Annotated in this window: 22 protein-coding genes; 7 read left to right on the plus strand and 15 right to left on the minus strand. The window is 42.0% G+C overall.

The genetic code is table 11. The features are described from left to right. The first annotated feature begins 12 nt into the window (after positions 1-12). The 3 genes from ABMY35_RS04325 (at position 13) to ABMY35_RS04335 (ending at position 2473) form a co-directional block, all read left to right on the plus strand. A complete protein-coding gene (locus ABMY35_RS04325) occupies positions 13-753 on the plus strand; it encodes a phosphoadenylyl-sulfate reductase (RefSeq protein ID WP_349285168.1) in 741 nt (246 codons plus the stop codon). A 377-nt stretch (positions 754-1130) separates the two neighbouring features. Continuing rightward, complete coding sequence (locus ABMY35_RS04330; RefSeq protein WP_349285169.1) at positions 1131-1661, plus strand: DUF4124 domain-containing protein; 531 nt, start codon at positions 1131-1133, stop codon at positions 1659-1661. A 35-nt stretch (positions 1662-1696) separates the two neighbouring features. Beyond that, entirely contained in the window at positions 1697-2473 is a 777-nt protein-coding gene (locus ABMY35_RS04335) for a hypothetical protein (RefSeq protein WP_349285170.1), read from the plus strand. Positions 2474-2588: 115 nt separating this feature from the next. Here the strand turns inward: ABMY35_RS04335 and ABMY35_RS04340 are convergent, their stop codons facing one another. Further along, positions 2589-3494 (minus strand): DUF5700 domain-containing putative Zn-dependent protease, encoded by a 906-nt coding sequence (locus ABMY35_RS04340; protein WP_349285171.1) that lies wholly within the window; start codon positions 3492-3494, stop codon positions 2589-2591. Between the two features lie 210 nt (positions 3495-3704). Between ABMY35_RS04340 and ABMY35_RS04345 the strand changes: the two genes are divergently transcribed. Beyond that, positions 3705-4496, plus strand: coding sequence for an RICIN domain-containing protein (locus tag ABMY35_RS04345; protein ID WP_349285172.1), 792 nt, complete (start codon positions 3705-3707; stop codon positions 4494-4496). An 87-nt stretch (positions 4497-4583) separates the two neighbouring features. Here the strand turns inward: ABMY35_RS04345 and ABMY35_RS04350 are convergent, their stop codons facing one another. Next, positions 4584-5678 (minus strand): metallophosphoesterase, encoded by a 1095-nt coding sequence (locus ABMY35_RS04350; protein ID WP_349285173.1) that lies wholly within the window; start codon positions 5676-5678, stop codon positions 4584-4586. Between the two features lie 110 nt (positions 5679-5788). Continuing rightward, positions 5789-8815: a TonB-dependent receptor gene (locus ABMY35_RS04355; RefSeq protein WP_349285174.1), complete on the minus strand. Its 3027-nt coding sequence runs from the start codon at positions 8813-8815 to the stop codon at positions 5789-5791. A gap of 330 nt (positions 8816-9145) precedes the next feature. Here ABMY35_RS04355 and ABMY35_RS04360 point away from each other — a divergent pair, with 330 nt between their 5' ends. Next, positions 9146-11230 carry a winged helix-turn-helix domain-containing protein gene (locus ABMY35_RS04360; RefSeq protein WP_349285175.1) on the plus strand — a complete coding sequence of 695 codons (2085 nt, stop codon included), beginning with the start codon at positions 9146-9148 and terminating at the stop codon, positions 11228-11230. 50 nt (positions 11231-11280) lie between these two features. Here the strand turns inward: ABMY35_RS04360 and ABMY35_RS04365 are convergent, their stop codons facing one another. The 5 genes from ABMY35_RS04365 to ahpC all read right to left on the minus strand — a co-directional run bounded on the left by ABMY35_RS04365 (position 11281) and on the right by ahpC (position 16336). Beyond that, on the minus strand, positions 11281-11511 hold the full coding sequence (locus ABMY35_RS04365) for a hypothetical protein (RefSeq protein ID WP_349285176.1): 231 nt from the start codon (positions 11509-11511) through the stop codon (positions 11281-11283). 73 nt (positions 11512-11584) lie between these two features. After that, positions 11585-12904, minus strand: a complete 1320-nt coding sequence (locus ABMY35_RS04370; RefSeq protein ID WP_349285177.1) for a trypsin-like serine protease — start codon at positions 12902-12904, stop codon at positions 11585-11587. Positions 12905-13155: 251 nt separating this feature from the next. After that, entirely contained in the window at positions 13156-13809 is a 654-nt protein-coding gene (locus ABMY35_RS04375; RefSeq protein WP_058028442.1) for an XRE family transcriptional regulator, read from the minus strand. A 217-nt stretch (positions 13810-14026) separates the two neighbouring features. Further along, on the minus strand, positions 14027-15604 hold the full coding sequence (gene ahpF / locus ABMY35_RS04380) for an alkyl hydroperoxide reductase subunit F (RefSeq protein WP_349285178.1): 1578 nt from the start codon (positions 15602-15604) through the stop codon (positions 14027-14029). Positions 15605-15766: 162 nt separating this feature from the next. Further along, positions 15767-16336, minus strand: coding sequence for an alkyl hydroperoxide reductase subunit C (gene ahpC, locus ABMY35_RS04385; RefSeq protein ID WP_138480053.1), 570 nt, complete (start codon positions 16334-16336; stop codon positions 15767-15769). A gap of 386 nt (positions 16337-16722) precedes the next feature. On the opposite strand from ahpC, the gene ABMY35_RS04390 reads away from it, so the two are divergent. Continuing rightward, the gene (locus ABMY35_RS04390) at positions 16723-17790 is read left to right on the plus strand and encodes a glycosyltransferase family 4 protein (RefSeq protein WP_349285179.1); all 1068 of its coding nucleotides are present in this window, start codon (positions 16723-16725) and stop codon (positions 17788-17790) included. Between the two features lie 87 nt (positions 17791-17877). Here ABMY35_RS04390 and ABMY35_RS04395 read toward each other — a convergent pair whose 3' ends face one another. From ABMY35_RS04395 to ABMY35_RS04420, 6 genes are all read right to left on the minus strand, one after another. After that, entirely contained in the window at positions 17878-18423 is a 546-nt protein-coding gene (locus tag ABMY35_RS04395; protein WP_349285180.1) for a hypothetical protein, read from the minus strand. Beyond that, the gene (locus tag ABMY35_RS04400; protein ID WP_349285181.1) at positions 18413-18634 is read right to left on the minus strand and encodes a helix-turn-helix transcriptional regulator; all 222 of its coding nucleotides are present in this window, start codon (positions 18632-18634) and stop codon (positions 18413-18415) included. Before ABMY35_RS04400 ends, ABMY35_RS04395 begins: the two co-directional genes overlap by 11 nt. Before the next feature lie 2 nt (positions 18635-18636). After that, on the minus strand, positions 18637-19131 hold the full coding sequence (locus ABMY35_RS04405; RefSeq protein WP_349285182.1) for a hypothetical protein: 495 nt from the start codon (positions 19129-19131) through the stop codon (positions 18637-18639). A gap of 108 nt (positions 19132-19239) precedes the next feature. Further along, positions 19240-20259 (minus strand): metal-dependent hydrolase, encoded by a 1020-nt coding sequence (locus ABMY35_RS04410; RefSeq protein ID WP_349285183.1) that lies wholly within the window; start codon positions 20257-20259, stop codon positions 19240-19242. Positions 20260-20335: 76 nt separating this feature from the next. After that, on the minus strand, positions 20336-21070 hold the full coding sequence (locus ABMY35_RS04415) for a LytTR family DNA-binding domain-containing protein (RefSeq protein WP_349285184.1): 735 nt from the start codon (positions 21068-21070) through the stop codon (positions 20336-20338). 12 nt (positions 21071-21082) lie between these two features. Continuing rightward, positions 21083-21979 (minus strand): histidine kinase, encoded by an 897-nt coding sequence (locus ABMY35_RS04420; RefSeq protein WP_349285185.1) that lies wholly within the window; start codon positions 21977-21979, stop codon positions 21083-21085. 389 nt (positions 21980-22368) lie between these two features. On the opposite strand from ABMY35_RS04420, the gene ABMY35_RS04425 reads away from it, so the two are divergent. Beyond that, complete coding sequence (locus ABMY35_RS04425) at positions 22369-23601, plus strand: serine hydrolase domain-containing protein (protein WP_349285186.1); 1233 nt, start codon at positions 22369-22371, stop codon at positions 23599-23601. A 16-nt stretch (positions 23602-23617) separates the two neighbouring features. Here the strand turns inward: ABMY35_RS04425 and ABMY35_RS04430 are convergent, their stop codons facing one another. Then, on the minus strand, positions 23618-24862 hold the full coding sequence (locus ABMY35_RS04430; RefSeq protein WP_349285187.1) for an alpha/beta hydrolase-fold protein: 1245 nt from the start codon (positions 24860-24862) through the stop codon (positions 23618-23620).

Raw genomic sequence — 24862 nt, forward strand, 5'->3', positions numbered from 1 at the left:
CTAGGAACAAGCATGAGTAATTTTAAACAATTATTAGAGTTAGAAGGCGATGCGCAAAAAGCGCTACTTGCCGAAGCGAATGCTTTGTTAGAGCCAATGACACCGCAACAGCGTGTGGCATGGGCGCTTGAAAACTTGCCCGATACGGCATTTTTATCTTCAAGCTTTGGTATTCAAGCGGCAGTTATGTTGCATTTGGTTTCAACAGAAAAGTCAGATATTCCAGTGGTATTAACTGATACTGGCTACCTGTTTCCAGAAACCTACCAGTTTGTAGATTACTTAACAGAGCGTTTAGACTTAAACCTAAAAGTATATCGTTCACCAATGAGCCCAGCTTGGCAAGAAGCTAAGTACGGTAAACTTTGGGAGCAAGGTCAAGAAGGCATTAAGCAATACAACACCTTAAATAAGGTGGAGCCCATGACCCGTGCTATCGAAGAAATTGGTGCAAAAACGTGGTTCAGTGGCCTGCGTCGTGATCAGGCATCAAGCCGTGCCGACAAACAAGTACTTGAGATCAGCCGAGGCACTGTAAAAGTGTACCCGATCATCGAGTGGAGCAACCGCGACGTGTATATGTATTTGTCCAAGCATGACCTACCGTATCATCCGCTTTGGGATGAAGGGTATGTGTCGATGGGCGATGTGCATACTACCCGTAAGTTAGAGCCAGGTATGACAGAAGAAGAAACGCGCTTCTTCGGCCTTAATCGTGAGTGTGGTCTACACATTGACGGTGACGGTATCTAAAAGCTCATATTGAAAAGTTCTTATTTAACCTGAATTCAGGTTATTTAAATGGCGAATTGTTAGAAACTAGTCTAAAAATACAGCCATTAATCATTTTGCCTTGATGTAAATAAAAAGCACAGGTCTCAAAGCCTGTGCTTTTTTATTACACATTTTCTGTTGATACCAATCAGTTGTAATACTTAAACAATTTGAGGTGCTAAAACTAACGCTAGCTGCGTTAAAAACTTCTCATTTAGAACAACTAAATCACGAATTTTTTGCCTGGCAATCGCCAAGTTTTCTCAGCCTCAAAATTGCTCACTAAATTACACTAATTGGTATAATATCTATAACCAAACTAAAATAATAAAGAGTCGATACGACGGAGTGTTCTCGTGGGTTATAAAGCATATATGATGATTATGGTGATGCTGATTGGTGTGGCATCATTGTTTGTAATTAAGCGTCCTGACGGTCAACCATATCTGTCTATTGATGCAATCTTCAATAAAGTTGAAAATGATACGCAGAGCTTATTAGACGAGTCTAAACGTCACTTAAATAAAGCAGTAGATTACGCCAAACAAGCAACCGCTGATGAGAACCAAACTACAAAACAGCCAACCATTTATAAATGGCAAGATGAAAATGGCAACTGGATTTACTCAGACCAACCAAACCCAAAAGGCAACAGCCAAACTCATCAACTTGATCCCAGCAAAGTCACCATCATGGCCGCTGAAGACACGTCAATTTTATATAAAGAACAGCAAACCGCTGAGAGTGAATCACTGAAAGCTAATGCGATGAACCCGCAAGATGTCAAAGAGCTGATGAAGAATACCAAAAACATTCAAAAGCTTATGGACGATAGACAAAAGCAACTCGATGCAGTGACCGAAGGTAAGAAAGAAAAAGGAAATTAGGCTTTGTTGCATAACTTATTTGGTCGCCCTTAGCTTTGTTAATTTTAGAGTTAGAAAAGCGAACTGACACCAAGCACTGTATTACTGTTATTGATAATGGCGGCACAAAACTGTGTGTATATGAGGCTGAGGATTTCCGCTGGTTAACCTTCGGTGATACCGTGATTCAAGGAGTTATGTCAGTTTCTCGCCCTGAATTGCTTCTTTCGCCTGTGTCTCAAGCTTTTCTTATGTGTTTCTTACAAGCGAAACCTCATTACTCTATATTAAATTTAGGGCTGGGCACAGGCGCCATTGAAAGAGCATTTCAATACTTACGCGATAAACAATTGATAAATTTTTCAGCAATGAAAAGTGTTGAGTTGAGCCCGAAAGTAACAGAGTGCGTACAAAGATTTTTTCATCTACCACCAAGTGACATCGATATAGCTGATGCACTTAGTTATATCAACACAGTGACTCAGCAATATGATGTGATCTTATTAGATTTCTGCTTTGATAATGCAGAAGATGATTTTTTGTTACAAGGTGACTTCCTCAGACAAGCTTCGAACGTACTTAGTGAGTCGGGAGAACTTTTGTTTAATTATTGTCCATATTCAGAAGTTGCTTTGGTGGATCTCTTGAAGCGTTTGAAGCGATATTTTATTTCAGTCACTCTGGTTGAGTTTTATGACCTCAAAAATATTGTCATAAAAGCCAGTAAGTCATCAAGTAGTACATTTAGGCTGAAAGAGTTTGCAAAGCACCCCGTTACAACAGCGGTAACTGAAGGTGGGGAAGCTAACATTCAAAAAATTTATCAGTTTTAATAATATAAATGTCACTAGTTCTTTAAGAAGCAAAGCGCTGATAAGAAAGGGATAAATTGTAGAGAACAAAAAAGGAGCTAGGCTGCATTTGACAGCCTAAAGGGTAATATTACTGCTACAGCATCTTAAAATATCCACTTTGCTTTGCTATTGTGACAGGGTCTGAAAGTTCTATCAATTCTTGTAGTGCCTTTTGCTTATCACTCGCTTGTTGGTAATATGCTGTGGCTATACGCATACCTATCCAGTAACCCATGTCTGCAGGTTGGCTGTCCACTTTGCTGTTATACATCCAAATGCCAAAAGCATGTTTATCCATGTCTGCAAAAAACACTGGTTTTAATGTTTCTTCATTCTTTAACCCAAATTTAGAGCGGGCTTTTGCGAGCTTGTCTAACTTGTTAACGGTTAGTTGGGCAATGAGCTCAGGTACCCCTTCACGTAATGATTGATAAAGTAGTGTTCTTTTTTTAGGAGCAGGCGCACCATGGCGACTCTGATAAACATGAACTAGTTCATGGGCAACCATATAAGAAAAGTAATCAGCAAACTCGTCATTATTTGTAATGAACTGGCAGTTTTTCTCAAGACCGAGTGCTAAGCCTTTGCTATTCGCTGTACCACCGGAATTATCAGCGCCAATCACGAAGTAAGTATGCGCATTATCTTGATAGTCTAAAAACTGTTGAACAAGCTGGCTTGCTTGCTGAATAGTGGGAATGTGCTTCTCAAGTTCTGGGAGGCAATAATCGATGGCGCGTTTATAAACCTCAGGTTTCTCCGCTATTTTTTTTGCCATATTTGCGCCATTTTTAATGCGCATTGGAGTGAATATTTCTACACCTGTACTGCCTTTATCTATATACGATTTTTGTAATTGTTCAGCAGAGAGAGAAGGGGTAGATTTGAATAATTGCGCAAAGCGACGAGCATCCTCAAAATACACATTACTTGTCGCACTTGTCGCGTTAGCATGATGAGTGCTTAATAGCGCCACTAATAATACAGCTTTTTTTAGCATGTTATCTCCTTATTTTTTAAATAAAAATAACAAAACTTTAATAATCAATCAATTACAGGTGAAGTGTGTTACGGGGGAGTACTTACTTATTAGATGCGAGAGTTCTATGTTTTTTGGTTTGCCCTTTCATTAAAGCCTAAGGCTTAAGTTGTGAAATTTTCCTATAAAAGGTAATCTTAAGCTGCTTTTTTAATTATAAGGAAAATATCAATGAGTAAAAAGCTAATCTGTAAACTCCTGCCATTAACCCTTATGTCTTTGTCTGTCCTTAGTTTAACTTCAGCAAATGCTTTTACTGAAGAACAACAGATTAATGATCCTATTGAAGAGTTAGAGAATCGTTATCAAGCATATGCTTATAATAAAATGAGATATAATGCAGGCATTATGTTTTTAAGTCATAAAAAACTCTTTTCTAATGATACCGATAAGCATATTTGTATTGATGGTGAACGCTCAACAAACGTAGCCTCAAAAAGGCAGAATGTTCAAGCTTATAAATGTGATTTTGGCGCCGACCAAATGTTCATTATTTATAAAAATGGTAGGCCAATCAATTTTGATACACAGAATAACCCATTTGGTTCAATTTGGGGCGATTTTTATGGTTATCAAATTAATTCTCTCTATAGATTAAGTAGTTACATAGAAGATATGTACCCGAATGATCCTTGGGTTGAAATTAGGCCCACTCTATCATTGGATCAAATTCCTTTGGATGTATTTGAGTCAGGGGTTCAGTTACATCCGAGTTTATGTCTTGATGTTGCTGGATATAACGGAAATGCAAGAGATAATGTTACATACTTTACTTGTCAAAACCTTGATGATCAAAAGTGGAAACTTAAATCAAATGGAGAGATCGTTAACAAGAAAAAAGGGATGTGTTTAGATATTTCTGGCTATAGTGGTGCTTCAAATAAAAATATTGGTATTTATCATTGTGAAGATGAGCCGGACCAAAAGTGGGCTTTTACCTTCTATAATATGAGAAGTAACTAGTGAGTTTTCGGGCTGCTAACATGCAGCCCTTTTGATTTCTCAGTAGTGTATAGGAGTTAGTTTGAAAGCTTGCGATCAAGTTTGTAACTAAGGAGCTTTCTTCAAAAATTTTCTTTGACCTTTTAACGTACCACGCTCATGTTTGCCATTTTCAATAAATAACACTTCGCCATACTTTCCGCGTTTTATACTGCTGTCGATTGCAATTACTTTACCTTTAAAGCGGGTTTCAATTTTTTTCTGAGAAGTGTGGCCAACAACGATGTGATTCACATCGAAATGTTTTAATAATAAATCCAGCTCTTCAGCGGTAGCGCCGTTGTCTTTAAAGTAGCCGCGATACCAAATGGGACCATGGGTTTTATGTAGGTAACGGGCAAAGCCTTCACGTTTCTCCTGCAGTTCTTTTTCAACAAGGTGTGACTTAAAAGTTTTGTTTATGGTGTCTAAAGTAACTTTATCTTCAGCGAGCTGAGGATGAAAACCACCATGGGCGTACAAATGGTCGTTTATTTTTACCAGCACAGGTTTGCTTCGTAACCAACGACCTAAAATGGTATCTTGATTAAATAACTGGTCGAAAGGTGTCTCTAGCAGCTTTTCGGCTTTAACGTATTTGGGGTTTAGGTAACGTAAATCGCCATTTAGTACCATGACTTCATGGTTACCTAGCAGGAGATGAATTTTACCGCCAGCTCGCTCGGCTTGCTTTTCTAGGTCGTGGATAAACCAAAGGATCTCAGTTACTTTGTCGCCACGGTCAAAAATATCACCGGTTATTACAAAATGGCCATCACCGAACGCCCACTGGTTTTGCGCGTTAATGATGCCATTATTTTTAAGTAAAGTGAGCATCAGATCATACTGTCCGTGTAAATCACTGAGGGCCGCTACGCGTTTAACACCTTGGAACTCAATTAACTGCTCATCAAAAGTTAGCTGCGAAGTGTTTGCCGTTAAACCGCAATCAGTAAATCCATAGGGCAGGGAGACTCCTTCAAGGTTCACTTGCTTGCGTTTAACTTGGTCATTGCAAATCCAATTGACTGTCAAAGCACTAGTGTGCACATCAATGTATGGACCGTCAGAAATGACTTCTTTGCTGGTCGATTCTGTAGCGCTGATTTGTGAGGCAAATATCAGTGAGGCACACAGTGTGATACGAAAGCGGCTTTTTATCATTATTTTTATCCTGTTCAAATTAGCGAGTGTTCAGTTTTCTTCTTAGAAAAGAAGTCGCCTTGAGCACACGCACTTTGAGGTGCTCAAGGCTACTGTTCTAATGCTAAAAATTAAAACTTAATTTCTGCGCCTAAGTAGCCAAAGCGACCCATGCCTGTGCCATAGCGGCTGTAGAAGTTACCACGACCGCCCGGCATAAAGTCACCCTTGTCATCCAATAGGTTGTTAATACCACCAAACACGCGTAATTCTACGTCAGCTGCTAAGTCGGTATTATATGATACAGATACATCGTGGCGCATATAGCTACCATATTTATGATATGCCAGCGCTTCAGGGCTAGCGATACAACCATTGTCTTCTTCAGTTGATGCACAGCGCTCAGCATTTCGCTCTAGTGCAGCGGTGTATTCTCGCTCACGGCTTAGGCTATCAGTAAATGACCCTAAATATTTCATCGCATAACGAACGCGCCACTCATCTAAACGCCAAACTACTGAGGCTGATAATTTGTCTTTTGAGCTACCATATCCTGCATAGTCATCGGTCTCTAGGCCATCTAAACCAAGGTAAGTGGTTGAGCTTTCAAGGATATGGTTATAGTCCGCTTTAAAAGATAGACGACCTAAGCTTTCAAAGTCGTATTTATACTCGATTGCGACATCGATACCACGGCTACTGACTTCATCTAGGTTATCTTCACGCTGTACGATTTCGGTAATGTTACCTTCATCATCACGGCTGATTTCGTTACAGAATGGGTTACTGCTACCAAATGCAGCACTTGAATCGTAACATTCTTGTAAGATGCGCTCATTAGAGATCACCGAGATAGCACCTTCAATGGCAATATCATAATAATCAACGGCAATTTGCAGATCTTCGATGGCACTTGGTGCCATAGTAAAACCGAAAGTGAAGGTATCAGCGGTTTCTTCTCTTAAGTTAGCATTGCCCGCATTCGGTGAGTATTTACTACCTGAACTTGGATCGAATTCAAAGTCCGGGTCTTCAGCAAGTAAAGCCGCGAACACAGGATCTTGACGACACTTGTCATGCCCCGCATTGGTCGAAGTTGCCGTTAGGCCCTCACAAATGTCAGTAAAGCTATCGTAGTCACCGCGAGCAGGAGACATTAGCTCAGTGATAGTTGGAGCACGTTGCGCACGGGCAAAGTTAGTACGGATAGTCAGATCTTCAATTGGTTGCCATAAAACTCCTAACTTATAGCTTGGCACTGTGCCTACGGCATCTATGCTGTATTTTGCTAAACGTAGTGAGGTTTCGAGAGAAAGGCTTTTCGCTAGTGGTGCGTCTTTAAGTAGTGGCACATCAAATTCAGCAAAGCTTTCATAGACATCGATAGAACCTTGGAATTGTGGCACAACATTAAAGGTAATACCGCCTTCGCGCATACCAATGCTGGTTTGTAGATCTTGCTTATCTTTACGATATTCACCACCAAATACCGCCGACACGGCACCGGCTGGTAGCTCGAACAGCTCACCTGTCATGTAACCAACAATGTTAGTTTGATCAATATAGGTATTGATTTCAGGATTAACGCGGATCCAGTCAGCCATTTCTGGAGTGATAGAGCCCTCACCAAATAGATTGATTGGCACACAACCAGCTGCACGTGCTGCCTCGTCTTTACATTGAATGGTTCCATCAGCAAGCTTTTCAGCATTTAGGGCATGGCTTAGTTTACGCACATCGAGTTCGTTATAGCGCAATTGCTCTTGGTGGAATTTACCTAGACCGACTGACACATCCCAATCCCACTCTCCGTCGAATGCAGTGCCTTGCAAGCCAGCCCATGAGCGTATAGTTGTACGTGTGTTATCGGTGGCAATATTACCGACTTCATTGAAGCGTCTGTCCCAATAAATACGATCTTTGTAAGGTTCACTATCAAGAATGGCTTGTGGAACGAATGGGTTATCTAGCGGAATATAACCAGGTTTAATACGACCTAAGCGTTCTCCGGTTTCTGGATCATAGATGGTCTGGCTTGCACCTTCATACTCATCTTCTGGTGACTTGTCGTTGAATGATTCATCGATACTGAGTTGCACCTGACCATAAAAGCTAACATCATCAGTTAGTTCATAATCAACCTTACCTGCGATAGAAAAACTGTCATTTGGTACTTTTAACATCACATATTGACGTGTATTGAGACCGTAAATTTCTTCGTTGTCTTTCCAGTCGTCGCGCAATGTTTGACCGTCATACCAAAATTGTTTGTCGTTTTTCGAGTTTTCTAAGAATACGCCACCTGGAATGCCGTCACTCTTACTTACCCAATCAGCCTGAGTGATGTCACGCATACACTGGTAACCTGTTGCGGTCTGCATCTGGTTACACATTTCGCTTTCACTGTAGCGGTATGCATCTTCAATTTGAGCGCGTTCGCGATCGAAGAAGCTCATACCAAATTGTCGATCCCAGTTTGCACTGACAAAAGCATATCCACGACCATCATCAAAGCTGCTACCAAAATCAAAATCTAGCGTGAACTCTTTGCCGCCGCCATCAAATGACTCACCAGTACGCGCCTTAAATGTTGCGCCTTCTTTGTCAGTTTGTGTGATGATATTTACTACGCCGGCAACCGCATCGGCACCATAAGTGGCTGATGCACCGCCACTGATCACCTCAATGCGTTGTACCATACCGCTTGGAATAGTACTTAGGCTGACCACGTTACCACTATAACTGTTTGATACAACGCGGCGTCCATCGATTAGGGTAAGTGTTCTATCTGAGCCCAAGCCTCGCAGGCTGATAGAAGAGATACCCGTCGACGCTACACTCGATTGGCTGGTGGTGTTACTGATAGAGGCATTAATTGAAGGAATATTATCGACGAGAATTTCAGACAGTGAGCCTAAGCCAGTATCTGAAATTGCATCTTTATTCATAGTCACTAGTGGTGTGGCGACACTAAAACTATCTCGTTTAATACGTGAACCGGTGACGACAATTTTCTCAACTTTCTCTTCTTCTTGTTCTATTGTCGTTTGGGTTTGTTTTACTTTTACGGCATCTAAATCATTTTGCTGTGCATGGGTGCTGAATACGGCACCAAATAGGGCGGCTTGCACGGCAACGCAAAGTTGCTTCTTGTTCATGGTTGTTCCCGTTTTGATGAGTTAACTTGTTAAAGTGATGTCTGTTTTTGTGTTGTGTTTCTTATACCTTGATAATCAAGGACACATGAGACTTGATAAATTGCCCTCCTAATTCAACCTCGGGAACATCCGATTTATCTCTTTTTTATATCTTTTTGTTACTTTTCAGAATCTTGTGAATTGTTAAGTAAAATTATTTGTTGCAATTAAATAACTCTAGCTACTCCCTGTTTTTTATAAATAAGGTAAGATAAAACTATTCGCCCGCACTGAATAAATATGAATAAAAAGTAGCGGTTGCAAGTAGAGTGGTTAAGTAGAGCGAAGAACATGCAGTATGAAAAGTCGTTTCAGTTGGGTCCGTATCAGGTGTTTATTGATGAACACTTGGTGGTGCTGAATGGCGAAAAGGTAGCGGCTCAACCGAAAGTGATGGAGCTATTACAAGTTCTAGTACAACGATACCCTGAAGTTGTGAGTCGCAATGAGCTGATTGAAGGGGTATGGCAAGGTAATGAAATCATTGGTGAAAAAGCCCTCACCAATACAATTTGGCAGCTTAGACAATTGTTTGCTCATCCAAGTGCGCCCCTTGATGTTGTTGAAACGATCCGTAAAAAGGGCTACAAGCTGACACTAACACCTGAGCCTCTTAGCTTATCCTCAGAAACAATTAAACCAGTGTCACTGATTGAGAAAAAGTCTTACAAATATCAAGTTGCTTTTGGCTTAGTGTGCATAATGATGGTTTTAGTGGCTTGGTCCTTCTTGAAGTCTCCCATTGAAGCGCCTGCAAAGTCAGCCTCTCAAATAGATGAAATCACGAAAATGCCAGGCAGTGAGTTGCGCCCCAGTCCCTCACCAGACGGTAAACAGCTAGCGTTTATTTGGCAGCAGGGGCAAGACAGTCAGCTTTATTTAAAAGATTTAACCCACCCCAACGTACCTATTAAGCAGCTGACCTTTTCAGATAAAAGACCTTGGAAAGCAGTCTGGAGCCCCGATCAGCAATATTTATATTTTGCTCAGAAGAATAGCCAAGCGTGTGAAATTGTTCGACTCTCTTTAGCTGATTTAGAGCAGTTGGTTTTGACCAGTTGTCCGACTGACTCAGGCTATAACTATATTGCGATCAGTCCAGATGGTAAAACCTTGGCGTTTAATGGCAAAGCACCTTTGGCGTCGCAAGATGGTATTTACTTGCTCGATTTAAGCCAAGACGACGCAACACCTGAGCGGCTGAGTTGTGATACAGAGTGTGACTTGAGAGATCGAGATGTGGCTTTTTCGCCTGATGGGCAGTATTTAGCGATCACACAGCGTAAAAGCACGTCAGAAGAGCGCTTGAGTCTTTATTATCTAGGCAAGAAGGAGTTCCAAATATTGGACTCAAGTCATGCAGATATCGTTGGTATGAGCTTTCATCCGAATGGTCAATACTTGGTATATGGTGCACAAGCTGCGGATAAACGTCGTGGCTATGTCGTTGACTTAGAGACTAAAGCACAAACCAAGTTGGCTCCGAGAGGCTTTAGCTACCCCCATTTTGATGACTCTGGGAACCTGTATTACCAGAAACGTCGAGAGAATTATTTTATCGCCAGTTTTGCATTAGACAGTGAAGTAATGTCTATGCCATCGCCACTGATTGAATCTCACTATTCAAATCAGTACCCGTCTTTATCGCGCGAGCATGAAAAATTAGCATTTCTGTCAAATGAATCAGGGTATTATGAGCTATGGCTGGCGAACTTAGATGGCACGGGTCGAGAACAAATCACCCAGCTACATCGTAACTTACGCTACCCAAGTTGGTCTTTGCAAGGTGATAAACTACTCGTCGTGAGTTCAGATGAAGCCGATGGCCACGATAAGCTCTATGTGTTCGATTATGGCTCTAAGCAATTACGGCGTCTTGATTTATCTTTTGGCAAAATAGGCCGACCGTTTTGGCATGGTAACGGGCAAGATATCGTGATCCGTCAATCAACAGATGTAGGGTGGCAACTATTTCGCCTAAATGTTGAAACCATGGCACTTTCAGCTCTGTTAACTAAACCAGCCCGATCCGGGCAGTATATTTCTGAGCATGAACTGCTGTTTGTTAATGGTAAAGGTTTATGGATAAAGCGAGGTGAGAAGCAGGCGTTGTTAATTGCAAAAGCGCAATTTAATACCCGATATGCTTGGCTAGCGACGCCAGAAAAGGTCTTCTATAAGCACTTGGGCGACGACTATAACTTTATTCATGCTTACGATTTAAATAGTAAAACCACTGAAAAGTTATTGCGATTGCCTAAATCAAGTTTCAGTAAAGCGGCTCCGTTTGCCTTTGATGAGACAACACAAGCACTGCTATTTACCCAGAGTTTAACGCCACAATCAGACATTAGCCGTCTAACTATAAAAAACTAAGGCGTGAATGTATTCACTTACGCCTTAATTGACTGCTCAAAATGTTCTAATTAAACATCCTGACACTGACCTTGCTTACATTGCTGTAGCAGGTAGTTGTAGAGACCTTGGCTTGATGCACAAGCTGAGCCGCCACCTACACGGGCACAAAATGATAGTTGTTGTTGCTTAGCCCATGCACTGCAATTACTTGAGCAAGGCGTTGCAGCAACAACTGCAAGTGACGCTGTGGCGATAAAACTTAAGCTAGCAGCGGCAATGAGTTTGGTGATTCTAGACATGATCTTTCCTTATTCGTCAGTAGGTTTAACTTGTTTTATATCAAAAGGGGAGCGCACTCCCCTCGGCTTACGATTACTTACAGCTCGGATCATTACCGATTAGCTTCCAAACTTGTGAAGAGCCTGGCTTTTCATCTAGCGTCCACCACTTTGCTTCGTACACTTTGCCGTTGTAAGTTACACGGTCAGGCTTACGATAAACGGTATTGGCATCCCAAGAGCCTGCACATACTGGAATGTCGGCTGCTTTTGCAGAAATAGATCCTGCGTGATTAGTGTTGCTGCCAGCTTCTGTAAATTCAAAAGTTACGCCTGCGGTACCAGACTGAGTGGCTGTGAATTCAACATTGACACTACAGTTACCATTTTGGCTCAGTGTGCGGTTGCTACATGTATCAGAAGTCACAACCAGGCCACTTGTTACACCGCTGCCGCGCACTGTAACCGCATTAAGTGCTGATGCTTCACTGCCTGTATTACTGATGTTAAAGCGGTGCGAAACAACTTCATATAATATGAAGTCAGCTAAGGTTTGGCTTTGCTTATAAACTAGGTTTGAGCCGCCGCCAGCAGATTTAATTTCGTCGATCCAACCACTCAATGCTGCCACATCGGCATATACACCGTATTTACTTGGACGTGCACAGCCTATACCCCAACTGACTGTACCTAGTTGTACAATCTCGCCACCGCGGTTGATCACGATAGGGCCGCCGCTGTCGCCACTACATGAATCCTTTTGACCTTGTGGGTAGCCTGCACAAAACGCGACGCTACCCACATTGGCATAGTTACCACCTGATTGGTTACATACAGCGTCAGAAACTAGTGGCACGTCGACTTCTTGGATGAATGAAGGACGGCTACCGCCTTCTGATAAACGACCTAATCCGGCTACAGACAATAAGTCACCGCTGCGGGCGTATTGGCTTATAGAGCCCGTTGCTAGACGAACGGCTTGCCCTCGTGTTGGCGTGCGCTCAAGCTTTAATAACGCGATGTCATAGTTCAATGTGCTGCGGTTATACTGTGGGTGCACGTATTTTTCAATAACGCCAATGCGGTCGCCATCTGTGCCACCGAGTCTAAAACCGGCCACTTTTACATCAATAAAGCGGGCTGCTTTACTGCTGACACAGTGCGCGGCAGTCAGAACATAGCCGTCACCAATATAACTACCACCACAAAAAGCAGTCGTACCATTTGAGTTCAAAATTTGAGTATAGAACTGCCAGTTCGCCGTGTTCGCAGGACCACCACCAACAATTTGTGGGGTGATTTCAGCAGTATCCTGTTCAGGAATAAATGGCAAGGTATCGCTTTGTGCTTGGGCTGCAAATACACTTGAAAGCGCAATCGCTAAACTTGTTGTTAATAGGTTGAGTTTTTTCACAACGGGTGTCCTTGTTGTTTTTTTAATCGAGTGGTGATTATGGGTACTGGTGAGTCAAATGAAAATGAAATGTTAATGATTATTTTTCAAGTCAGAAAGTGTTTTTCAGTTTAATTAAGATTTATATAGGTGTGAGGGGAAGGTCGGTAAAAGAATACAGAAAGTGGTCTGATTTGATTTTGTTTACAACCTGGTAACTTGAAACGTTTTGCAAGTGACTTACGTCACCTGCGAGAATTGATAAGTAACTGTTATAAGCTGCGGCCACACCAGACAATACGACCCGCCACGCCGTGTTGCTCGGCGTTTTGGCTATCAATTTGCCAGCTCGGGTAGGCATCGTTATCTGATACGACTGCAATATGATCTGATTTTTGCTTCAAGCGCTTTGCCATTAAACCGTCTTGGGTTTGAATGACATACACGCCTTCACGACTGACTTGTTGTTGGCTTAAATCAACCAGCACCATGTCACCATGTTCAAGGGTTGGGAGCATACTGTCACCGCGAATAGACACGAATGCCAAACGGTCACTGTGCACACCAAGTTGTGAGCTTAGCCAGCGTTTATTTAACGCAAATTGCTCAGTGACATCTTCGCTGCCGCCCATGCTACCAAAACCAGCACTGGCCTCAACGTCGAGTTGTGGCACCATTAATAGTTCATCTTGGCTTGATGAAAATGGTTTGTCGACGGGTTGCTCGCCAGTTAATAGCCAGTTTAAGTCGATACTAAATAGGCCATACAGGTGTTCAAGGTAGGTCATTGAAGGGCGGCTTAAACCACGACAAATACGATAAATATGCGAAGGTGACTTGCCTGTTAAAATGGCAAATTGGCGTTTGTTTCCGCCAGCAAATTGCTCAACCAGTTCCATAAAACGACGAGAAAAAGCCGTGCTCATAATACATCACCTCAACATCTTTAATTTGGCCGCACAGCATAATCTCTGACCTGACACTTGTATAGCCAAGTAAAGTGCAACTGCGGAATAAGTAGACAGGTTTGGGTTAAAAATAAAGAAAGCGGCTTGAAACCGAGGTTAAAAGCCGCTTTGACTTGCTGGGTGTAATAGCAAGTATTAGGAGTAAATCGTTGCTTTTGTGCTGCTATTTAGTTTCTTAGGCTGCGCTTGCTTCGGTTTGTGTTTCATCGCTGTGGCGAATGAGGTAATCAAAAGCCCCTAAGCTGGCGGTTGCCCCTGAGCCCATGGCGATAATTATTTGTTTGAATGCCGTGTCAGTCACATCGCCCGCAGCATACACACCGCTCATGCTAGTGGCGCCGTGTTTATCGACTTCAATTTCACCAAAGCGACTCAGTTGTACGTCGCTCTCTTTTAAGAATTCACTGTTCGGAATTAAACCTATCTGTACAAAAATACCGGCTAAATCTATTTGGTGCTGCTCACCCGATACTCGGTCGGTGTAGCTTAACCCAGTTACACGTTGACCATCGCCTAGCACTTCGGTGGTTTGTGCATTCTTAATGATGGTGATATTCGGCAAGCTGTCGGCTTTACGAATAAGCACCTCGTCGGCACGTAATGTGTCGGCAAACTCTAATACAGTGACGTGCGAGGTAATGTTTGCAAGGTCAATTGCCGCTTCTATACCTGAGTTACCGCCGCCGATTACCGCAACTGGCTTGCCTTTAAATAATGGGCCGTCACAGTGTGGGCAGTAAGCGACGCCTTTGCCTTTGTATTCTTGCTCGCCAGGTACATTCATGTTTCTCCAGCGTGCACCGGTTGCCATGATCACTGACTTCGCTTTTAACGTCGCACCTGATTCAAGTGGCACTTCGATGAAGTCACCGCGAGAAATACCCGCAGCGCGTTGGCCTTTCATAATATCGACATCGTATTCTTTAACGTGTTCTTCAAGTTGTGCAACCAGCTTTGGCCCTTCAGTGGCTTTGACTGAAATAAAGTTCTCAATGGCGAGGGTATCGGCAACTTGACCACCAAAGCGCTCGGCAACAACACCGGTATTTAAACCTTTTCGTGCGGCATAAATGGCTGCCGATGCACCCGCAGGGCCACCACCTACAACCAGTACGTCAAATGGGTCTTTTTCGTTGAGTTTCTCGGCTTGTTTGGCCGCTGCGCCTGTGTCTAGTTTATTGAGAATATCGCTCAGCGATACCGCGCCTTGTGAGAATTGCTCACCGTTTAAGAATACACTCGGTACAGCCATAATGTTGCGTGCGTTCACTTCATCTTGGAACAGTGCACCGTCGATCATGGTTGCTTTGATATTGCTGTTTCTGGCCGCCATAGTATTGAGTGCTTGTACCACTTGCGGACAAGTTTGGCAGCTCAGAGATATATAGATTTCAAAGTTTAATGGCTCAGTAATGCCATCAATGATGCTCAGCTCTTCTTCAGAGGCTTTGCTTGGGTGTCCACCTGTTTGTAACAGTGCCAATACCAATGAGGTAAACTCATGACCCATCGGAATGCCAGCAAAATCGATATGTGTGTTACGCTTAAGTGAGCGCACAGACATGTTCGGTGCACGGGTCGCATTACTTTGTTCAGACACTGTGATGTGCGTACTTAATGAACTTAAATCGTTTGCTAAGCTTTTTAATTCGTTTGATTTGTTGCTGTCATCTAGGGCAAGCACTAGCTCGATAGGATCGGTAATGGCAGCAAAGTGGCTTTGTAATTGCGTTTTAATATTTTGGTCTAGCATGGTGATTGTCCTATTTCTTACTCGTCGGCTTTTAACATGCTTAGAGTAAAGGGTTGAATAAAAGGCTGCTGCTGTAACAGCCTTTAATTAACTAAATTAATATCCTAGAGATTTCATCCTGCACGCAGCCAATACTTGCGCAGCGTGAAAGATGACGGATAGTTAGATTTTGCCAACCAAGTCTAGTGAAGGTGCTAATGTCTCTTCACCTGGCTGCCAAGAAGCAGGACATACTTCACCGTCGTGGTTTGCAATGTACTGAGCTGCTTGTACTTTACGAACTAATTCGTTTGCAGCGCGGCCGATGCCTAGGTCGTGTGTTTCAACTACTTTGATTTCGCCTTCAGGGTTGATTACAAAAGTACCGCGAAGTGCTAAACCTTCTTCTTCAATCATTACACCGAAGTTGCGTGTAATGCGGCCTGTTGGGTCACCAATCATTGGGAATTGGATTTTCTTAATTGTGTCTGACGCATCGTGCCATGCTTTGTGTGTGAAGTGTGTGTCAGTTGATACTGAGTAAACTTCAACGCCCATATCTTGAAGTTTTGCGTAATGGTCAGCAAGGTCACCTAGCTCAGTCGGACATACAAATGTGAAGTCAGCTGGGTAGAAGAATACGATTGACCATTTACCTAGCAGGTCTTTTTCACTTACTTCAACGAAGTCGCCATTGTGGTAAGCCGTTGCATTGAATGGTTTGATTTGTGTGTTGATCAATGAAGTAGTCATAATGTTTACTCTCTTAGTTTGTATTTACATAATTTGGGGCATCCTGTTGCTGTGCCCCTTTGCTTGGTAACTAAGATAGTGGGTTTGGTTTTTTAAATAAAATGGATTGTTTTGATTGGTTCAATCGGTTTTTGTGAATGTAGCTTGAAATGCTTTATGCCTCATTAATTTAAAGCTTTGAGTTTAAACTGATCAGAAAGAGCACATTGGTTTTCTTGATTTAATAAGGTGAGATATACTCATTTTATTTGATTGTTTGGCTCTAAAATAAAAACACAATATCGATGAGTGTATTGTGTTTAGCTTTGAGACCTAATTTCATTATTTTGCAAAAGTAACATGGCTTATAGCCCAGATGTCATCAACGTGAGGAAGCTCTGTCTACCATGAAAAAACTAAACATATTGCTGATTACTAAAAACTTCCATATGGGTGGTGCAGAGGTTCATGTATGTGATCTCGCAAATCAGCTAGCAGAGTCTGGACATCATGTTGTTCTGATATCAAACGCGGGGGGGCAAACTGAGCATTTGGTACCTCAGGTGAAACATCATGCGCTAAAAGTGAATGATATTAATTATCTGAAAAACTTATTTTTTATTAAAAAGATAATCAAAGAGCAGCAAATTGACATCGTTCACGGTCATCAAAGATTAGGTATTTCACTCGCAGTTATGGCGTCAAAGCTAACAGGCACGCCGAATGTTGCAACGATACATGGTCAGCTCAAATATGATATTCGTTCATTTATGATACGTCGTTGGGTTCAGCAATTAATTTGTGTGCGCAGCAATACCTATGAGCAAACTAAGAAATATCCAAAGCTACATCAAAATTCGTCGCTTATTTTAAATGGTGTACGTCCTTACCCTCTTAGCAAAAATAAAGAACCTTTTACCTTAATGTATGGAAGTCGTATCGATAAACGACACTTTGCGGTTTTGACTATGTTGATCAACGATGTCTTGCCAGAGTTATATCAACTAAATAATGACGTAAAGTTACTGGTTTTCGGTGAAGGAAAGTTTTCGTCAGAATTAAAAGAACTAATAGAGCAAACTAACTCTTCATTAGGCAAGCAGGTAATTGACTTTAGAGGGTATACATCTGAGCTTGGTTTAGAATACCAGCAAGCTGGTCTTGCACTAGCCTGCGCTCGTTCCGCGATGGACGCATTATGTAATAATACGGCTGTATTGCCTGTCAATGTTCATAATCTTGGTGAGCCAATCACCACGAAAAACTTTTCGGCTTTGATGGCAAATAACTTTGAGCCCACCACTTTTCCAGCACCTACGCCCCAAGGCTTGATCCAGCAAATTTCCAAATATCTAGACAACCCAGCGTATTATCAACAACAAGTAGAGCTTTTACAGCAAGATATTTCTGCAAACTTAACCTTGCAAGGTGCCGTTGAGAAAACACTAAAGTTGTATCAATCATCGTTAGTCTAAAGTAACAAGGTGTGTCTAATACACTCAATAATGGATGGCACTGAGTCAGTATCATCCATATCGTTTTCTTGTCATTTTTAGTTTAAATCAGATGTTTTTCTGTTGTGAGCTTAATATTTTAAATTGTTTTAAGATCCGATAGACAATCTCTGTGCAGGCGACAACTGCCAGACCGATACAACCGTAAAATGTCACCTGATCTGGCCAAGTTGCCTCTATGGGTGACTTTTCAAGAATTTGGCAAAGGATAACCGGGGCAATAAAGAGCGTATAAAACATCAATTGCGAAGGAAACTCAATTTCATCTTTCCAGTTATATTCTTCTAGTGTGAATTTAACGCCAGCTTCTCGGTTTTGTTGACCATATTCGTAATAGAGGTCGATGGTTTTAGACTCAATTAGACCCTGTGAATTACTGAGCTCTATAACGAGGTTACCTTTTAGTTGAGACACAACCGTGAGTTTGATTTGCAATTGCTCTTTGTTAGCCTCAATGCAGTGAGTGCCTTTTGATGAGATGTTTCTTTGCTCTGATACCTTTTCGCCATTCAGATAAATAACCTCTTTGCCAAACATGTTTGCTTCAATGGCAATGATATTATCTTGATAGTTAAATTCAGTATTAATTTTCATCGTTATTGTCCTTTTGAAATTCAATCAAATCACCAGGCTGACAGTCCAGTGCATCACAAATTGCGTCTAGGGTACTAAAGCGAATCGCTTTGGCTTTACCACTTTTCAGCACACTGAGGTTTTGTGGCGTAATGCCTATTTGCTCAGCTAACTCACTGGATTTCATTTTCCGTTTTGCGAGCATAACGTCTAAATTGATGATGATAGCCATAATTAAATCGTTAACTCTTGTTCTTCTTCGAGATCTTTGGCGACCTTAATGTTGGCACAAAATACATGCAGTATGTATCCGGCGGTGGCGAGTACGATCTCAACATTAGCAACGTAATCCATTAAGCTGATTGCTACATCGAAATAAATCATTTCAAGTATGATGCTCAGTAAAGGCTTAGCGATAAGTGCATAGAGTAAGATAACTCTGGCGATGAGTAAGTTGGTTTGTAAGCTGATAGCATTAAATACTTGCTGACCCTGCTCATAACTTTTGAGTAATCTAGAAAACACTAGTAGCAGTCCAAGTGCTACTAACCCATCTGCACCTAGCTGAAGTGCATTTCTGACTTCAACATATAGGTTATCTTGTGGCTCTAGACCAGTGATCAAAAAAACAATTGAGAGCAGGCCGAGAAAACTCCAAATTGCTACTAGGAAGATTGAGCTTTTTAATTGCTTCCGCTCTCGGGCCATATACTTTTTGAATGCGTTCATGTTTTATCCTTAATAAGTCACTGTTACAGGTAAAGCATAAACGTGTCAAATCTTAAAAACAATAAAAAGTTATCGTTTTTCGATAATTTTTTATTGTTTTATATTTTTTTACTCAGTTTTAATTTGTGATAAATCGATATTTGGATTGGTGTTCCTATCGAACACTAGGCTTGCTCGATTAAGTGGAGGACGATTTTGTAGCTGTCTGAAATCGCTGAGTTCGATGTTGTTCTCAAACGGTTTGGCTATCTCGAAAGAAAACACATAAAAACCTTCTAAACCCATTCTTAAATCACTAAAAACGTAGCTTTGCTCTTGTTGGTAAACCCCGTATAGGCCTTTGGTAAAATTTTGCAGTAAGGCAATACGTTGGTCATCATCTAAAAGGTTGAGCACATGATTTTCGGTTTTGTAAAAGCGGATATCCACCTCATCAACAGAATCAAAGATTGATGCATATATTTCGTAATGGCCTTGCTCAGTGGTTGCTACGGCGCGCCATAGCAAAGTATTAAAAGGTGAGGGGGTGCTTTCGAACTGTTTAAAGGCGATCATCTTGTTAGTAAGCGCATGCTGAATTTTATTATCGATATGCCATTTGGCTGCAAGGCTCCAAGTGAGGTATAGCGAACTTAAAACCAATGCGGCGGTGTTAATTTTGGTTGCATAGGGTTGCAAGCGAGTAAAACACAGAGCAATAAACGCAAGTAGCAAGGGTAGGCTATACATGGGGTCGATGATAAACACACTGGAAATACCAAACGGATAATTGCTCAGAGGCCAGAGTAATTGCGTGCCATATACGGTAAAGGTATCGAGCAGCGCATGGGTGCCCATGATTAAAAATATCGCAACAGACCAGCGTGTCAGCGACACAGATTTTGTCCAGTGCATTTTCGCAATGAGCCACGCTATGAGTGGACTCAACAGCAATTGAATAATTAAGGAGTGACTAAAACTGCGGTGATAAACAAAGTTTTCAACATCACCGCCGAAGTTTATCAACACATCTAAGTCGGGTAGAGTGCCAAATGCAGCACCAACAAGTAGCGACTTTCGGCCGAGTTTATTGCCTAAAGTGGCGTAGCCCACGGCACTGCCGAGTAAAATTTGCGTGACTGAATCCATTTTAAAAACCTAAAGCGACTTTAAGAAAAAGAGTAGTTATTTACTTATACCTTATTTTTGCGCCATAAGTTTATGCTTAAAGTAAAAGCTGCTGCTTGAACTTAGCGGCTTGTCGTCGAGAGACTTCGAGCACAGCGCCGTCGTTAAGAGTGATTTGATAACCGCCTGATACCCACGGCTCAATATGAGTAATACAGCTCAGTTGTACAATACAACTACGGCTGATCTTAAAGAAGTAATTACCATCAAGCTTATTCTCGATACTCGATAGAGACGCGCTATGCGTCACTACCTTACCATCATAATGAATACGGCTATAATTGCCCAAGGCTTCGATATAGCTGACGTCTTTTACCTGAATAAGGTGGCATTTTTCAGCGTCTTTAACAAAAAATGACTGGGCCATATCTAGCGGTTTGGTTAAGTGGGAGGCTTCTTTATGACCTTCACTGTGCTGAGTAATGTTGAGTTTTGCGAGCGCTTTTTGTAAACGGGTGTGCTTGATTGGTTTCAGTAAGTAATCAACCGTATTGTGTTCAAAAGCTTGGAGTGCGAACTGGTCAAATGCCGTGGTAAAAATCAGTTTGGGCACGACGCTGAGGGCCGATAAAATATCGAACGCAGTGCCGCCAGGCAGGTCGATATCCATAAATACCAAGTCAGGGTTGAGGTGTTCAATGAGTGCTTTAGCTTCCTCAATGTCGGTGGCTTCTCCAAGTACATTGATGTCATCAAACTCGCCCAGTAATGCCTTAAGTTCAAATCGAGCAAGATCTGAATCTTCAACGATTACGGTATTAATTTTCGGCATGGCTTGTCCTCATTATTCTTGTGTGCCAAAGCACAACGTTGCTTGCACTTTGTCATCAGCTGTTTGCAGAGTAAATGTAATTTGTTGTGCGCTGAACATGGCGAGTCTGGCTTTTAAGTTTTCGATTCCCAAACCCGTACTTTGCTCATCTTGACTCAATATCTTGCCTGGATGCGTCAAAGAAATATGCCATTGCTTGCTATTGAGCGCAGCGACAGAAAGATGGAGTTCACCCGAGACTGCTTGTTTACCAAACGCATGTTTTATGGCGTTTTCAACCAACAATTGCAATGCCATTTTTGGTATTGATTGAGTTAGGTAGCGCGGGTCGATGTCTTTTTTAAAAGTTAGGCGACGACCTAATTGCAGTTGGTGCAGTGCTACAAAGTCTTCAACAAACTCTAGCTCTTGCTCAAGTGTGACGATACCTGCGTTTTGATCCGTGAGCTGATAACGCATTAAATCAGCAAATGCCATTAACATATCGCGAGCTTTATTATTGTCTATCAGTACCATGGCACGAATGTTATTGATGGCGTTAAACATAAAATGTGGGCTAAGTTGATCGAGTAAAGCGTTAAACTGTGCTTCTTTGTTTTTCAATGCCATTACCTGGTTTTGTTGTTCGAGCATATACATGGTTGATTGGCGACTAATGGCCCAATATAAACAGCTCCACATAAGTAAAATAACAAACAGTACAAGGGTAATACTGACACTGGGCTGGCTGGTGTAAAGCACTGAAACGCCTCCAATGAGTCTATCTATACCTTGCCATGTCAGCATATGTAATTGAGTTGCAGAGAATGCACCGGCAAAACTGAGCAAAAAAAGGCAACCCACCCAGAGAAATACAGATTTTGTTTTTAACATTATCCATTGATAAGCCAGTCTCAATAGACAGCTCATAAGTATGCCTAAAGTGGTCACACTGAGCCCAAAGGTCACCGAATATTTACTAATCAAGGGTGTATCACCAAACATGACAGTCATAACAAGCAACACTGGGGCCCAGCCAATTGCTTGTAATAAGAAAAATGAAAACCCGGACCTTTTAATTATTTTCATTGGTTTAATCAAACTGAATAAGAGAATAAAAATAGTACGCCAATCTAATTCGCTTTGTTAGTAAAAAAGAGGTTAGGGTCACCATACATTTAAAAGGTGTGATTTCTGGTTGAGTGGTTATGTTTTTGGCGCTTGCCGCTCGCCCAGCTATACAGCCGCTCGACATGTTTTGCACACAAAGGTTGAGTCACCCCCTAAACTGATGCCATAGCCACATAGGAGTGACCAATATGACCAAAACAACACAACTTACCGCAGCTGCAATCGTATTAAGTAGTACATCTTTTTTCACTTTAGCTAAGAGTGAAGGCGAGCACGCCAGTGTGCACACAAGCCAGTTTAAAACGGTCAACGCAGAGCTTAACGAAGCGCTAAATACGTGGCAGCAATCATTTAACCTGCCTTCTTTGGTGATAGCTGTCAGCATTGAAGGGCAAACAGTATTTAATCAAGCTGTGGGTCTGGCTGATATTGAATCAGGCAGAGCAGCGACTATTCAAACGCCATACTCTGTCGGCAGTATTGCAAAATCAATGACCAGCTTAGCCATGGCGCGTTTAGTTGAACAAAATAAGCTAGCGCTGCATGCGCCTATCGAGCAATATGGCTCGTATCAAAACGACTGGCAGGCGCTGACGAGTTACCAACTGGCGTCACACACAGCTGGTATTGTGCACTATAACAAAGCAAGAGTAGAGCGAGAGTTTGAGTCTGTCCGTGATCATTGGTTGCCACAGCAGGCGTTTGATGTGTTTGCGGATGAGCCTCTGGCTTTTAAAGCCGGAAGTGACTTTCAATATAGCTCAAGTGGCTACATTTTATTGTCAGATGTACTGGCTAAAGCGGCAAATACCCCTTACTTACAACTCATGCGCCAAGAAGTGTTTGCGCCATTAAAGATGCAACATACCTTGTTTGATTCAAGTTTAGCAAATAGTGGAGAAGAAGCCGTTTATTATGCGCCAGTAAAATTTAATGAGCCTGACAATAAAGCTCGTCAAAGAGACACTGCAAAGCGTGACCGCAGCTTTTTATTTGGCGGTGGAGGCTATCAATCTACCGCCAGCGACTTGGTGAATATGGCTTGGTATATGACACAAGATGACTATTTATCAGATGCCACAAGAGCGCTATTAACAACACCAGTGACTTTGCCTGATGGTAAAGCTAACCCGCAAAATTATGGGCTAGGCTGGCGTATTCATGACATGGATGTGAGCCAGTATATACCCGGTAAGCCGCAGCAGATAATCAAAGGGGTGCATCATGGTGGAACTACAGCCAATGCTGCCAATGCCTATGTTTTAAGCTTCCCTGAGTTTGGTGCTAGCATTGCTTACACAACGAATAGTATTCCGAGTAGTGAAGACCCGCAGGCAAACTTACAAGTACAAATGTGGTTATGGTTATACCGTTATGTCGAGGCATTAAATTTGGTGAATGAAAACAAAAATGCGCTTTAACAGCGCATTTTTTCTTTTAAAGCTTCAATGCTTCTTTGAACTGCGCAATAGAGGGGTGTTGTCTTTTTGTTGCGATCTGCAGTCCTTTTTCGAGAATTTTTTTGCGCTGTGTTGGTTTGTTTTGTGCTAAGTAAATATCAGACAAAATTAAGTGTGCGCCCATATGCTGAGGCATGTACTCAAGTAAGCGCGAAATCACTTGTTCGGCTTCGTCTGTTCGCTCTTCGCGTAACAGATATCGGCCAATACTGCGTAAGCTGTTTACGCTGTTCCAACGTTCAGGGGTTGGCAGCACTGGAAAAGAGTAGCTTTTACTTAGATCTTGATAGTACTGCTCTATGTTCTCAAGCGCATTGCCTGGTTGAGTGACAAGCGACCTATATTTTGGGGCCCACAAGGCTTCTGGGTATAGGGTTTCAAAACTACTGAGGAGTGTTTTTATTAATGCGTCATAGTGGCGCTCGTTTTTGTATGCATGGATATAGAGCGCGTGGTTTTGCTGCGCTTTAAAAACAACGGTGTGTTTAAGTTTATTTAAATTATCATCGTAGCGTTTATCAGAGATCAGGTCGTCATCGGCTTCACCGAATACCACAATGCCTTTTTCTTTGCCGCGTGTAGCGACCGCTTCTGCAACTTCATCGATTAATGTTTTGGCATTGGGTAAGTCTAATCGCATGCCAATCATGTCAGCCGTAGCATGAAAGATATAGTCATTAAACACATCATCTCGGCGAGTAAGCGCATATAGTCCAAATACGGCATTGGCAGAAACACTGACGAGGCTAGTATGTTTGGCACCGCGATAGTGTGTTTGCAAATAGGGAATGAGCTCTTGCGAAAGGAAATCTAGGTATTGCTCTGGATCACCTTTGCCTTTGCGTACCACGTCGACAGGCCACATGGCTTGTGTATCAAAAGCCGGAAAGTCTCCGCCTTGGTTTAAACTTACTACAATGCTGTCTGGCATGCGATTTACACTGCTTAAGTGCTTAACTAACCCTGTTGTCATATGAAAAAACTGATGACCGTGAGAACCATTAAAGAAAATGATTGGGTAGCGAAAGTCATCACTGTGGTGTTCATGCATTTGCGGCAGATAGAGATTCATGCTGATCTCTTTATTCAGTATTTTAGAGTCAAACTGTATGGTGTTTGCAATATGTATTGGCTGCTCAGAAGTGATGCGCGCTTGTGCATGATGCATTGTGCCGATGAAAACGGCCATGATGAGTGATTTTAAGAGGTCAAATATTTTCAT

The sequence above is a fragment of the Pseudoalteromonas sp. BZB3 genome, from assembly GCF_040104455.1.
Lineage (GTDB): Bacteria > Pseudomonadota > Gammaproteobacteria > Enterobacterales > Alteromonadaceae > Pseudoalteromonas.

Bases quoted from the DNA above. Each gene is read 5' to 3' on its own strand.
- ABMY35_RS04325 (WP_349285168.1), top strand. From the start codon at position 13: ATGAGTAATTTTAAACAATTATTAGAGTTAGAAGGCGATGCGCAAAAA.
- ABMY35_RS04340 (WP_349285171.1), bottom strand. From the start codon at position 3,494: ATGCTAAAAAAAGCTGTATTATTAGTGGCGCTATTAAGCACTCATCAT.
- ABMY35_RS04345 (WP_349285172.1), top strand. From the start codon at position 3,705: ATGAGTAAAAAGCTAATCTGTAAACTCCTGCCATTAACCCTTATGTCT.
- ABMY35_RS04350 (WP_349285173.1), bottom strand. From the start codon at position 5,678: ATGATAAAAAGCCGCTTTCGTATCACACTGTGTGCCTCACTGATATTT.
- ABMY35_RS04355 (WP_349285174.1), bottom strand. From the start codon at position 8,815: ATGAACAAGAAGCAACTTTGCGTTGCCGTGCAAGCCGCCCTATTTGGT.
- ABMY35_RS04360 (WP_349285175.1), top strand. From the start codon at position 9,146: ATGCAGTATGAAAAGTCGTTTCAGTTGGGTCCGTATCAGGTGTTTATT.
- ABMY35_RS04365 (WP_349285176.1), bottom strand. From the start codon at position 11,511: ATGTCTAGAATCACCAAACTCATTGCCGCTGCTAGCTTAAGTTTTATC.
- ABMY35_RS04375 (WP_058028442.1), bottom strand. From the start codon at position 13,809: ATGAGCACGGCTTTTTCTCGTCGTTTTATGGAACTGGTTGAGCAATTT.
- ahpF (WP_349285178.1), bottom strand. From the start codon at position 15,604: ATGCTAGACCAAAATATTAAAACGCAATTACAAAGCCACTTTGCTGCC.
- ahpC (WP_138480053.1), bottom strand. From the start codon at position 16,336: ATGACTACTTCATTGATCAACACACAAATCAAACCATTCAATGCAACG.
- ABMY35_RS04390 (WP_349285179.1), top strand. From the start codon at position 16,723: ATGAAAAAACTAAACATATTGCTGATTACTAAAAACTTCCATATGGGT.
- ABMY35_RS04395 (WP_349285180.1), bottom strand. From the start codon at position 18,423: ATGAAAATTAATACTGAATTTAACTATCAAGATAATATCATTGCCATT.
- ABMY35_RS04400 (WP_349285181.1), bottom strand. From the start codon at position 18,634: ATGGCTATCATCATCAATTTAGACGTTATGCTCGCAAAACGGAAAATG.
- ABMY35_RS04405 (WP_349285182.1), bottom strand. From the start codon at position 19,131: ATGAACGCATTCAAAAAGTATATGGCCCGAGAGCGGAAGCAATTAAAA.
- ABMY35_RS04410 (WP_349285183.1), bottom strand. From the start codon at position 20,259: ATGGATTCAGTCACGCAAATTTTACTCGGCAGTGCCGTGGGCTACGCC.
- ABMY35_RS04415 (WP_349285184.1), bottom strand. From the start codon at position 21,070: ATGCCGAAAATTAATACCGTAATCGTTGAAGATTCAGATCTTGCTCGA.
- ABMY35_RS04420 (WP_349285185.1), bottom strand. From the start codon at position 21,979: ATGAGCTGTCTATTGAGACTGGCTTATCAATGGATAATGTTAAAAACA.
- ABMY35_RS04425 (WP_349285186.1), top strand. From the start codon at position 22,369: ATGACCAAAACAACACAACTTACCGCAGCTGCAATCGTATTAAGTAGT.
- ABMY35_RS04430 (WP_349285187.1), bottom strand. From the start codon at position 24,862: ATGAAAATATTTGACCTCTTAAAATCACTCATCATGGCCGTTTTCATC.